This window comes from Paenibacillus sp. MMS18-CY102, from assembly GCF_009789195.1.
Classification (GTDB): Bacteria; Bacillota; Bacilli; order Paenibacillales; family Paenibacillaceae; genus Paenibacillus_T.
Window position 1 is genome coordinate 70159 of record NZ_WSTC01000026.1, and the last position, 13052, is coordinate 83210.

General features: G+C 46.5%; 9 protein-coding genes. 3 read left to right on the top strand and 6 right to left on the bottom strand.

Features of this window, described 5'->3' with window-relative positions:
* Positions 1-22: 22 nt before the first annotated feature.
* Genes GON22_RS18680 through GON22_RS18705 form a run of 6 tightly spaced genes read right to left on the bottom strand, consistent with a single transcriptional unit; the run spans position 23 to position 9612 of the window.
* A complete protein-coding gene (locus GON22_RS18680) occupies positions 23-5545 on the bottom strand; it encodes a non-ribosomal peptide synthetase (RefSeq protein WP_160397625.1) in 5523 nt (1840 codons plus the stop codon).
* Entirely contained in the window at positions 5542-6741 is a 1200-nt protein-coding gene (locus GON22_RS18685) for a glycosyltransferase (protein ID WP_160397626.1), read from the bottom strand. The genes GON22_RS18680 and GON22_RS18685 overlap by 4 nt, the downstream gene beginning before the upstream one ends.
* Before the next feature lie 56 nt (positions 6742-6797).
* Entirely contained in the window at positions 6798-7388 is a 591-nt protein-coding gene (locus GON22_RS18690; RefSeq protein WP_160397627.1) for a D-sedoheptulose-7-phosphate isomerase, read from the bottom strand.
* Positions 7388-7942, bottom strand: a complete 555-nt coding sequence (locus GON22_RS18695; RefSeq protein WP_160397628.1) for a D-glycero-alpha-D-manno-heptose-1,7-bisphosphate 7-phosphatase — start codon at positions 7940-7942, stop codon at positions 7388-7390. Before GON22_RS18695 ends, GON22_RS18690 begins: the two co-directional genes overlap by 1 nt.
* A 10-nt stretch (positions 7943-7952) precedes the next feature.
* On the bottom strand, positions 7953-8924 hold the full coding sequence (locus GON22_RS18700) for a GHMP family kinase ATP-binding protein (protein ID WP_160397629.1): 972 nt from the start codon (positions 8922-8924) through the stop codon (positions 7953-7955).
* Complete coding sequence (locus tag GON22_RS18705; protein WP_160397630.1) at positions 8914-9612, bottom strand: nucleotidyltransferase family protein; 699 nt, start codon at positions 9610-9612, stop codon at positions 8914-8916. The genes GON22_RS18700 and GON22_RS18705 overlap by 11 nt, the downstream gene beginning before the upstream one ends.
* A gap of 1009 nt (positions 9613-10621) precedes the next feature.
* Here GON22_RS18705 and GON22_RS18710 point away from each other — a divergent pair.
* The 3 genes from GON22_RS18710 to GON22_RS18720 all read left to right on the top strand — a co-directional run bounded on the left by GON22_RS18710 (position 10622) and on the right by GON22_RS18720 (position 12555).
* On the top strand, positions 10622-11296 hold the full coding sequence (locus GON22_RS18710) for a hypothetical protein (RefSeq protein ID WP_160397631.1): 675 nt from the start codon (positions 10622-10624) through the stop codon (positions 11294-11296).
* The gene (locus GON22_RS18715) at positions 11293-11712 is read left to right on the top strand and encodes a toxin-antitoxin system TumE family protein (RefSeq protein ID WP_160397632.1); all 420 of its coding nucleotides are present in this window, start codon (positions 11293-11295) and stop codon (positions 11710-11712) included. Before GON22_RS18710 ends, GON22_RS18715 begins: the two co-directional genes overlap by 4 nt.
* A 267-nt stretch (positions 11713-11979) precedes the next feature.
* Positions 11980-12555: a dihydrofolate reductase family protein gene (locus tag GON22_RS18720; RefSeq protein WP_160397633.1), complete on the top strand. Its 576-nt coding sequence runs from the start codon at positions 11980-11982 to the stop codon at positions 12553-12555.
* Positions 12556-13052 lie beyond the last annotated feature (497 nt).

A 13052-nucleotide genomic window follows, 5' to 3' on the forward strand; every position in this document is an offset into this window, starting at 1 on the left:
GTTCACCAGCTACACCGATCGGCTACAGGCTATGATCGCCGCCTACAATATAAAGCTGAATATTATCAATCGGCCTGCCGATGGGAACGGATGCGATCTCCCCATGCTCCGGGCAATCATAGTAGGTGACGTCAATCGCAGCTTCCGTCGGCCCATACAAGTTAATGAGCCGCGTTTGATTCCTAGGAATCAATTGATTAAATCGTTCCACATGATGGCTCTGGAGCGCTTCACCGCTCGTAAACACGTAACGAAGCGTTCGCAGTTGTCCCCCTGCATCAGGCCGAGCGCTTAGCGTATCAAGAAATACGCTTAGCATGGATGGCACAAAATGCATCGCCGTTGCCCCATACATGCAGATGGCCTCGGCAATTGCCTCAGGATCTTTCTCTGCACCGGGCGCAAGCAGCACCATTGATGCACCAGAGAACATCCACAGCATCAATTCCCAAACGGATACGTCGAAAGTGAACGTCGTTTTTTGCAGGATCCGATCATCCGCAGTGAGCGGATATTGCGCTTGCATCCAGTGCAGGCGGTTCACGACGGCCTGATGCTCCACCATAACGCCCTTTGGCTTGCCGGTCGATCCGGAAGTGTAGATCACATAAGCAAGATGGTTCGGTCTGGCCACTTCATGGACATTCCTGCCATCTTCGTGATAGCTGTCCGATTCATCCAAATACACCGTGTTTCCAGCAAACGTCATATCGGCATGCAATTCCCGCTGGGTCAGCAGCAGCTTCGCCCCGCTATCCTCCAGCATGTATTGAATGCGGTCAAGCGGATTTGTTGGGTCAATCGGCACATACGCCCCACCTGCTTTGAGAATGCCCAGCACACCGACAACCATTTCGATGGATCGATTCACCATGAGCGCTACTAATTGATCCGTACCGACGCCTTGTTGCCGCAACGTGCGCGCCAGCTGGTTCGCTCTCTCGTTCAGTTCACCATAGGTTAGCTTCTCGTTTTCAAATACGACTGCAACCGCGTCAGGCGTCTTCCCTGCTTGTTCCACGAACAGCTCGGGAATCGTTTTATGCCTTGGATAGTCTGCAGCTGTATCATTGAATTGCTCGATCAACTGGCTGCGCTCGATTGCTGTGAGCATATTCAATGCCCGCAAGGCTTGTTCGGGGTCGCTAACCGCTGCTCTCATCAATTCCAGCAGATGCCCCGCCATCCGCTGGATACGTTCTCTTTCAAACAACGCGGTACTGTACTCAAACACCAGCTCCAACCGGTCTCCTGCTTCTATTGCCGTTAGGGTTAAATCAAACTTGGATACCTCGTAAGGAACCGCTTCAGCTCGAATCTGTAATCCATCGACTTCTAATGCAGCTCGGTCCATCTCCATATTCTGATGAGTGAACATCGTATCAAACAGCGGATTACGGCTTATATCCCGTGGAAGCCCGAGCTGTTCGACCAGCTCATCAAATGGATAGTCCTGATGGTCATATGCTGCCAGTGCGTTTGCCTTTACTTCTTCCAAAAACGCTCGGAACGTTTTGTTTGCTTCCGGCGCATTCCTCATCACCACGGTATTAACAAACATCCCTGCCATGCGGTGGACATCCGCATGATTTCTGCCAGCGACAGGCGTGCCGACCAACAAGTCCGCTTGTCCTGTATAGTTAGCAAGCAACGTGTTGTACACGGCCAGCAGCACCATATACAACGTCGATCCTGTATCTTGAGCAAGCCGCAGCAGCCCCTCCTTCAACGCAGCATCTGTATGGAATACGACCTTGCTTCCTACATAAGACTGCACAGCTGGGCGCGGGCGATCCAGCGGCAAGTTCAATACAGGCAATTCGCCACGCATCACGTCATTCCAGTATTGCCGGTGCAATTGATGGGCCGGTTTTCCCAGCTCTTGATTTTGCCATGTGGCATAATCCTTATATTGCACACGAAGCGGCAGCAGCTGTTCGCCACGATACAGGGACCATAGGTCTTCCAGCAAAACGTTCATCGAAATCCCATCAGCTATAATGTGATGAATATCCAGCAACAGCCAATGCATCGTTGGGCTTTCCGTGACGATCTTGGCTCGGAATAACGGTGCTTGTGCCAGATCAAATGGTTGAATGAAGGCCCTGCTTATTTGTTCAAGCTGTTCAGCAGTTGCAGACTCATGGGTCAGCGGGAAGCTGACATCCTCTATTCGTTGAACTAGCCTTCCATCTAGCAATGTGAACGAAGTGCGCAAACTTTCATGGCGTTCTGCCAAATCTTTCAATGCCTTCTCTAGGCGCAGCGAGTCCAGCTTTCCTTCTATACGCCATGCTTCCGGGATGTTGTAACCGAGGGACGCCCCTTCCATTTGGCTGACCAAATACATCCGTTTTTGCGCTGGCGACACCGCGTACGCTTGTTGAACAGAAATCTGTTCGATGTCTACATAACGTGCTGTTTGATTATGTTGTGCCTTGGCCAGATGCTCCGCCCACGCCCTGATCGTTGGGCTTTTGAAAAATTGGCTAAGTGACAGCGGCATGCCTAGCTTCTTCTCTACTCGCGAGAGCATCATCATCGCCTTAAGCGAATGGCCCCCTCTTTCAAGGAAGTGATCGTCAATGCCGATGCGCGCTACCCCAAGCACTTCTTGCCATATGCTAGCAATTATTGTTTCTTGTTCGTTTCGCGGCGCTTCATAGGCGATTTCCAGCGAAAGGAATTGTTCGATTTGCTCCAACGCTTTGCGGTCTATTTTTCCGTTCGATGACAATGGCATCTTCTTCAGTTGAACAAATTGTGCTGGAATCATGTAGCTCGACAAATGCCTTGATAGATGTGCTCTCATATCTTGGACACTAACTTCGCAATCAGCAACCACATAAGCGCATAAATATTTGTCGCCCGTATGGTCCACTCTCGCCAGCACAACAGCTTCGCATATCACGGGGATTGTGAGCAGCGCCGTTTCAATCTCTCCCAGTTCAATCCGGTAACCACGGATTTTCACCTGATGGTCCATTCGGCCGATAAATTCGATGGTTCCATCTGGCATCCAGCGCGCTAAATCTCCTGTGCGATACATCTTCTCGCCTGGCGCGAACGGGTTTTCTACAAATTTCTCTTCGGTCAATTCTGGTCGGTTCAAATAGCCTCGCGCTAGCCCTTCTCCAGCAATGCATAGTTCGCCTACGACTCCGACAGGCTGCATTTGGCCTGCTGTGTTTACAATATAAATTCTCGTATTGTCGATCGGGCGCCCAATCGTTATTGGGATGCCGCGTTCTACCTTGAGCGCACTCGCAACGATGCTCGATTCTGTAGGGCCGTATTCATGGATGATTTCCACAGCGCGGCATGCCGAATAAATCCGTTCAGCTAGCTCCGATGTCAGTGCCTCTCCACCTAGAACGATAGAACGCAAAGATTCGGCACCTTCTGGATCAAGCTGTGGCAGTACGGCCGATAGAAGGCTTGGGCCAATAATGAGGTGCGTGGCCTGATAGGAAGCGATCGCTTCGGCTACACTTTGCGGATTTTTTGTTTCTTCATCAAGAAGCATGATATGCGTTGCCCCTGAGAGCAATGGCACAAATAATCCGGGAACAAAGGCATCGAAAGCGAACGATAACGGGCATACAACCCGATGGTGTTCATTCAGCTTCCATATTTGTTGTTTCCAATTCAACGTATTGATCACATTTCGATGCTCGATCATAACGCCTTTAGGCTTTCCTGTAGAGCCCGAGGTGTAGATGACATAAGCAAGGCCGTTCGGACCGGTTGCTGCCTTTACATTCGTGCCATCTTCATCATAGCTTGCCTGATCGTCCACATAGACAACCTGGGCTGTACATTGTACATCCGCCATGCGCCCACGTTGGGCCAACAACAGCTTCGCCCCGCTATCTTGCAGCATATAGGCAATACGATCTGCTGGATAAGTGGGATCGACCGGAACGTAGGCTCCTCCTGCTTTCAGAATCCCCATCACGCCAACAACCATTTCCAGCGACCGATCCACCATAATCGCTACCAATTGATCCGCACCGGCACCTTGTTTTTGCAAGTTGCGTGCCAGCCGGTTCGCTCTTTCGTTTAGCTCTCGGTACGTAAGCCGCTGGTTTCCCAACACAATCGCGATCGCTTCCGGTGTCCGCTCCACCTGATCTTCGAACAGCTGGTGAAGCGTCTTGTCCCTCTGATAATCGGAAAACGCATTATTCCACCCATGAAGAATCTTTGCTTTTTCTACCGGATCGATCATTTCAATATCGTTAACACATCGTTCTGGCGCATCAAGGATATGGGTAAGTATCCGATTCATGCTTGTCCACATCTGCTCAATCTGGGCATCCGCATAATCGGATTTCTTGTAATCAAAAGAAACCGTTAAAGCGCCGTCGCTTCTCCAATCATTCACTTTCATTTGTAAGGAAAACAGCTGATTGCCCGTATAATATTCGTTCGTCTCAACTGCATCTCCGCCTACATATGTAACCGGTTTAAAGTTATAAACGTTAACTGACTTATCAAACAGCCCATCGAATCCTTTTTTGTGGAGCTCCAAGTCTTGAATAAGCCATTCATAGGGATATTTCTGATGAACCAGGCTTTGGGATAACTGGCTATTTGCTTGTTTTAGGAGATCATGAATGTTCCCATCAGCATTCATTTGCAAACGGAAAGGAATGGTCGAGGCAAACATGCCAAACATCTCTTTTTCCCTTTTCCCTATACGGTTTGATACAGGCATCCCTACAATTAAGCCGTTTTCACCCTCTGTTTTATAGAAGTATATGGCAGCTACTGAGTTAAGTAGAGCCTGCATGGAACAGCCCTGTTCCGTGAGAAAACTTTTTATACGGCCGCTCAGCTCTTGGCTTAACAGGAAGTCAACTCTTTTGCCTTCCGTTTCATCCCCATTTTTTCTCAACTGCTCAGCAGATACATCTTGAAATCGCCTATTCCAAAATTCCTTGTCTCTAGCAAACCGTGAAGACTGCGTATATTTCGCTTCTGAGTCAATCGTTTGAAGAAAACTCGGGTTATTCTCTGCTGCGATCTCCTCGTTTTTCAAAAGCAAAATCTCATACGTTTTCCAAATCTCTCTAACCATGTTTAATATGGACCAGCCATCCGAAATGATATGGTGAAAAACCGAATAAAATCCCCCTTTATTCGCACCAGCTTTTATAAAATAAAATTGAAATAAAGCACCTTTCACATGCAAAGGCACTTGGGCTTGCTGATGCATCCATTCTTGCGCTTCTGCTTCAGCATTGGCAGACTCACTGAAATCCATAGACGGCACATGAAAAGGGGAGTACGGCCTAACGAATTGCCTAGGCAATTCGTTATCTTCGGCCAGCGCTAGTCTAGTCGCTTCGTTTCGTCGAACAAAAGAATGGATAGCTTCTTCTAAAACGTTATAATCAACGGGGCCTTCTTTCATAGAACTCAAACAAATGTTGTTGATCGCTGTACCGCTATACATTTTTTCGGCTAGCCATATCCTTTGTTGCGAAGGAGTTAAAGAGAAACTTTCCGTAAGTGGACCTATCTGTTCCTGCAGTTTCAATATTTTTTCACCCCTGATGCGTTTTCTAAAAACGTGGACAAATGGTTTATAAACCATCCGAGGTCTATGCCGTTTACAAACGCCTCCGCCGCCTTTTTGGACTTATAGGAAATCTCTTCATAATGAGTGCGGTCCAAGGCCAATCGAGCCAACGCATCGAACCATGGTCCCATATCCTGTTCAGGAATGACGGGAATCGGAATTAGCCTTTCATCCACAGCAGTTTCATATTGCACAATTGGTTTTACAGGCAGAAGATAATCAACCCCCAGCTTCGCTTCCGGCGTGCCCCCAACTTTGCTGGCTATGACTGGCACCCCGCGCACCATGCCATCGACGATGACCGCGCCGAAAGCTTCTCCCCACAAAGAGGGAACGATTAGAATTTTGGTTTGCTTAATAATCTCATCAATGTCATCCACCCTTGGCAGAATCGTCATATTCGGCATCTCTTCAAGCAACTGCAAGTTCTTAGCAGTAGTAGCCCATGTTGGAACCGCTGCAAATTTTAAATCAGGGAAATGTTTAGCTAATGCTATGAAGATCGGGAGGCCTTTAATTTCCGATGGATTAATCATCGTAATGAAGCCGTCATCGAAATTGGCATAGTACTCGAACGGTCCCAGCCCGTGTACGGGGAAAGGAAACACGGTCGATTCCAGCTGCCCCCACTTCAAGAGGTAATCGCTCAAGTATTGGCTTGAAGCAACAATGCCGGTGGTTTGGCGCAACAACTCAAAATGCTCGTCGTTGCATTCATAGCTTTCAGGCCCGAATGGCAATGCAACCTGGCTATGCGCAATTTCGATTACGCGACCCGCCGCTGCGCGCAGCGCAGCTCTCAGCACGCTTGGAACGCGGTCCTCCGTAACGAGCACCCAATCGGGATCGAGCGCCTCTACTCGCGCTTGAACGTATTCTTCCAAGTAGTCGTAGCTCTGCACGGTATGAATGCTTACGCCGTTGCTCTCGTAAATCTCCAAATGCTCTTCTAGATGCACACGAACCACTTCCCCGGAAGCCAACTTGCCAGCAAACCGTTCATGATCCCTTAACCCGTTATCGTTAGGCGTGACCGTAATGACTTGGCACTCGTGCCCAAGCCGCACCAGCCCCTCCATCAGGAAGCGATTGGCTTTGCACGCTCCGCTATACGAAACAAAATAACCCAGTGCTTGTACCAGCAAGATTTTCATCGAATCATCCTCCAGTTCATTGTCAGCTCACGAATCTAGCGATGCTATGCTGCCGTTCAACGGATCGTTAATTGTTCACGCTGCGCGTCCTTCAACAACCGGCATACATCAAGCGAAATGCCGTGGCACAGCAAGGAATGGCTATCCTCAATCACCTGCATGCTATCGCTGTAGGTAATAAGGGGATAATCGGTGATTCGGCTTGCTTCCCCGCCTTGAAACCCGCACATCGAGGCTGTTTTCGCGCCAACCGTGCGAGCGTACTGTAACGCTTTCATTACATTTTTGGAATTGCCGCTCGCCGATATGGCGATGACCAGATCTTTGGGCTCAAGGAAAGGCACCAATTGCTCCGCAAAAACATTGTCATAATGGGTATCATTCGCCCAAGCCGTCAATATCGGCACATTGTCGCAAATCGACACTGCCTTCATCCGTCTTCTGCCCGATGAAATTGTTAATTTGCTAAGGTCGCAGGCAAAATGAGAGGCAGTTGCCGCACTTCCTCCGTTGCCCATCACATAAATGGTGCCTTCCCGCAGCCAAACGTTAATGATTTCTTGGGTTAATTCGTTAACCAAACCGGCATCAATGGTTTTCAAAGAATCGGATACGTCATGAAAATAACTTTCTATAAAATGGCTCATTATACGGGCCCCTCCTGTAAAATAATATGGTCAATCGCTTCATCAACCGTCGCGCAAACATGGCGGGCGCGAACCTGATGATCATTTTCGCCATCACAGTTTCCTGCTTCGCTGTTTTGTACAAATATCCCATAACAATGAACAGCTTGAGCCGCCTGCATATCCGTCCAAGAATCGCCTACAAAATAGCAGTGTTGCAGCTGAAGATTATGGTCTTGGGCCGCTTGAAGCAACATGCCTGGCCTTGGCTTCCTGCAGGCACAATTCGCTTCAGGTGTATGCGGGCAAACGTAAATTTGCGTCAACGATATCCCCTGTGCCTGCAGCTCCAGCTGCATATGCCGATGAATCTCATCGATATCATGCATTTCCGCAAGCTGTTTGCCTACGCATGCTTGATTCGTCACGACGATGATGTTCCAGCCTCGTTCATGCAATTTTTTGATCCCGCCAATCGCCCCAGGCATCCATGCAAACTCCTCCCAGGAAGTCACATAGCCATTCTCGATTTTCTCGTTTATAACGCCATCCCTGTCTAGAAATACGGTCGTCATACAGCTCTCCTCAATCGTTGTGCACAATGATTCTTGTGCCGCAATCATCGAATGCAAATGCCATCTCTTGAAGCGGCAGCGCTTGGCGCAACGCAGGATGAGTCTCGCCGTCTGCATAAAACAATAAAAACCCACCGCCGCCAGCGCCTGCCACCTTGCCGCCGGCCGCCCCGGCCCTCATAGCCGTTTCATACCAGCCATCAATCCGTTCACTTGTGATTCCGTTAGCGAGCTTTCGTTTCAATTCCCAGCCCGCATGCATAACGGTACCCATGAACGCAAGATTCCCTTGCTCCAACTCGCCTTTCAAATCAACACATTGCTCTTTGATCTGCAGCAGCATGCTGGCATTGCGTTCTTTCTTTTCCATTTGATTGTTTAAGATAGCCGAAGCCGACCTTGTCACTCCCGTGTAAAAGAGCAGCAAATTGCTTTCAAGGTTCATCCTTTGTTCTTCGTTAAGCTGAATGCGCTCCGTGTAGACGTCCCCGTCAGCTGCAAATGTATAATGCCTCAACCCGCCCAAAGCGGCTGCATACTGGTCCTGCTTGCCGATCGGCTGCTGAAGCACATCAATTTCAATATTGCAAGCCTGCTCTGCAAGAACCATAGGCGAAACCACCAGGTCTTGATAGGCGTAGAGCGCATGCAATAAGCCGACCGTCAGCGAGCTGGATGAACCTAACCCCGTTCCGCCTGAGGGAATATCCGCCCAAATGATAATTTCCACACCGTGTCGAATCCCCGTCATTTTCAGTGCTTCCCTCACCAGATCATGTTCGATCTCTTCAACGCGATCGGCCTCTTGCAAACTTGTACCGACAACTCGAATCTTCTTGTCTAGCCGTTCTTTGACCATCACGTAAATGTATTTATTAATAGCCGTACTAATAACAGCTCCGCCGTACGTCCCGTAGAAACTGCTTATATCTGTGCCCCCGCCTGTAAAACTGATCCTCAGCGGTGTTTTGCTAATAATCATAGCTCCAACTCCTGCTAGCCTTATTCAATGATTCCGGCGTTCCAATATCCATAAAAAATCCTTCAATGCAAAAGCTCCCCATCCGCCCAACCAATCTAGGCAGCAAATCATGGCCAATATCGGAAGGACGCTTGCCAGCGTGGATATATGCCCAAACATCGGCGTTAAACATATAAATGCCTGCGTTAGCCAAATCAGATTGCGGATTGGACGGCTTCTCCTCAAATGCCACGACTGTCTGATCGGCATCAAGGCCCACAATGCCGCAAGCACGTGGATTCTCGCTTCGGAAAAGCGCCATCGTCCCGGTTAGCTGGTGGCTCGCATGGCGCTCCTTCAGCTGCCCCAAATCAATATCCGTTAAATTATCCGCATAAATAACTAAAAAAGAAGCCTCGCCCTGCAAATAAGGCCGGCATGCCTCCAAGGTCCCTTGGCTGCCAAGAAGCGTTTTTTCATGCAGAAATTGAACCGTTAATCCCCACTCCTGGGAATTTACATAGTCAACCACGATCTCTTTAAGATGATGTAAGTTAATCATCACCTCCGTAATGCCAGCTTTCTGTAATTTTTTCAGCCACCATCCCAAAAGCGGAACGCCTTTCATCGGCACCATGCATTTCGGAATTTCCGCCGTAACAGGAAGCAATCTAGTACCCAGGCCGGCTGCCATCAAAATAGCCTTCATTCACTTACTCCCCTCTATCAAAATAGGTAGGCTCCGGGCGTTTGTGATTCGGGACCATATTCCAAAAATAGCCATACTACAATTCTTACTTTATAATTTCCAATCGATTTTCAACATGATGCATTCAACGCAAATGATGTGAATTTATACGAATTTTTCTAGAAGTGTAGTAAAAAATTAAATAGTTTTATTAATGTGGGGATTGTTCTCTAATTGGTAAGGCAACAAAACAACGCCCCGCAAGGCAGCTGTAGTCCAGCTGTCCTTGCGGGGCGTCTTGGGGAATACTGATTCCCCCCTATCCTCCTGCCCTTCTGTATTCAGTTGAATTAGACACCCGTGGTATAATATCCATTAAAAGGAGGTGGGTAGTGTGAAGAAGATTGCTTGTACTGTCTTTGTTTTAACACTATCATTTGCTGTTTTCGCTGGATCAGCATTCGCAGAATCTAATGTTTTGAAGACTAGACACGAGACCGCTAAAAATTCCATAGGAAATATTCGATAATTTGCGCTTGAGGTTGACTCCTATTGAGTCAACCTTTTTGCGAATTCCTCATCATGTCCTTCCGTATTCAACCTGTCCATCAATCATTTTTCAAATAGGGGTGATATCATTTGAGTGGTTTCATAATCGTTGTTTTAATTTGTGTTGTATTTTTGGGCTTTTTCAGGAAGAAAAAGAAGTGAACTCGGGGCGCGGTGGTGGTTTACATCACCCCATGTTCCTCACTATTCACGAATGTTCATTCATAGCTTCAATCTAAAAGGAAGCCTATCATAAATAGAATCCTTCAACTGCCTCGTACGAATATAGTTTGACGAGCCAAACAGAAATCTTCTGCCAGCGCCCCGCCATGCAGTAATAGTTCACCCACTCTCTTTTGCATTTGTCCTGCCTCACTCAGAATAAAACGAATATTTCTTGTATATGCTTGTAATAGGTGCTTCACTTTGGTTGCAGTTTAATACAAGATAGTATAGAGTTGAGGTGGGAGAGGTGAAATATATGGCAATTTCTCAAGAAGATCGGAGAGTATTTGAGGACGTTATAGATACACTCCAAGAAAACCCAAGTGAGGCAGGCATAGTGCTAAAAGTGCTGTTCACTTTTTTAAAGAAAACAACCCCGGTGCAAGTCGAATTGCAAGAAGAAGTTAAACAATTATTGGAACAACATTCCTACACCCAAAACAAGCATGCTGTAATAGAAGACTTAAAGAAATGCTGGAGCATTGTTATAAATGTGGCGCAAGAGGAAGAAGTAATTAAAAGTTATACAACGGGCCAATTGGCAAAATTTTTCGGAGTAAGCATTACAACGATTAACAAATGGATTGCATCAGATAGACTAATTGGTGTTGAACGAACGGATCGATTTAAACAAGCCAGAATTTCAGAGAATGTGATGTGGGTTTCTCCAACAGGTGAAAAAACACCTGTATATGAGGTCGTAGAACGATACCATCAAAACAACCAGCCTATAGATTTGAGCGATCAAGAATATAAGATTGAACGAATAAAAGAAATTGTGAAAATGATTACCTTTTTTGAAGAACGTTATGGGGGGACGTATCAAAAAGTTTTAAAATCGAAAGGCGATCCTTATCAATCGGAAGATTGGCAATGGGGACGGGAAGGGAAAGAGTGGCAATACCTTCTCAAAGAAATTGGTGATCTATGATAGGCGATTCGAAGTCCAATTTAAAAGAGATTCAAAAAGCATTTCGTGATGCAATTCAAGAAATACGGGAAACCGACAGCACAGGAAAATTAAGTTCAATCCTTGCTCAACGAGCAACCATTGTCTTTTCAGATGGATCTCTCTTGTATATAACTGAAATTCTAACTAAACAAGAAAGAATTGAACTGTATCATTATGATTGGATAGCTTCTGATCGGATAACGGTATTGGGTAAATATCATTCTGAGCCTCACGAAGATGAGAACTATCAAACAGATACAGAGCCTTACCATGTACATTCCCCTAAACATCCAACGCTAAATACTGAACGCCGATACCCAAACCACTCCCATACTGATTTATTCTCAATTGTGGAAGGGATTTTCTTTTTTCACTTAATGCCGCAAAGAAAATAAGCAAGCCGTTTCGGTTTATAGAAGTATCAAATAGATGCAACATGTGAAACACTTCTAAACTTGTAGGAGTGTTTCTTATTTTTTGTATCTATACTCCTCTCCCCCACGATCAAATCATCTTCATTATCTTAATAAAAAATTCAGATCCCCTCTTGAACCTTACGTAACGTAATGATCCATAATGATCGTAACAGCAGGATGCAACGCGAGCTAACACCAAAAAAAATCGAACACAAAATAAAATTCGAAATCGGAGGACAAACGAATATGAGAAAACTCGTACTATTTCTGCATGCATCGCTTGACGGCTTTGTAGAAGGGCCTAACGGTGCAATGGACATTGGCTGGATTTCCTACAATGCTGAACTGGAGAAACATGCGAAAGAAATTTTGAGTACTGCCGATACTGTCATTTGGGGACGCGGGACTTATCAAATGATGCACGGTTACTGGCCATCTGTGCCTTTGAACCCATCAGCTTCGCAGCATGAACGGGATCATGCTGCGTGGATCGAAAAGACAGCCAAAATCGTTTTTTCAACGACACTGGAGAAAGTCGAATGGAACAATTCCAGACTGGTGAAAGAAGATATCGAAGAAGAAATCAAGAACCTCAAACAGCGGCCAGGCGAGGATATCGTCATCTTAGGTAGCCCTAGGCTCGCACACTGCCTTATGCAGCTTGATTTGATCGATGAGTATAAAATTACAGTTTCTCCCGTCCTGATCGGCAGCGGATTGCCGTTATTCCAAGGGCTCAAGGAGAAGGCCAATCTTAAACTTATCGATAACAAGACATTTGAGTCTGGAGTTATAGGCCTTGTTTATCAGAGGGTTAGATGAGCTTGTCACCGAAGAGCAGTCTGGCACGTGAACGGTATTTAAACTGAACATGATTAGGCATACATAACAAAAAACTCCTTTAATAAAGTAAGGTTTTTTTGTTATGTATGGTATGTACCTCTTTTTACAAAATCATTCACACTAGCTTTTTGATTTGTTACTTCTACCCCTGTAGAACGAAAAAAAAAAAAAAAAAAAAAACTGTGCTCACGCTTCACCCAAATAAAGCCCCCGCAAGCCCTTGTCCCACATGACATTAGAGCCATAATCGGTCAAAAATCGAGGTGATAAATCCTGTTCTCATCATAGCAGAAAACGGAGCAAAATCGAATCAATATTGGGGGGGGGGGATTGTTAACTAAAGTAGAGTCGTCCCAAGCCTTTTTACAGCGGCAGAAGTCAATTCTGCGCCGCTGGCAATGTACTACTAGCCAGGCATCCTTCCATTTTAATCGGAAGAAGATGATCGGGAAAATAATCGGGAAAAGCCTTTCTGA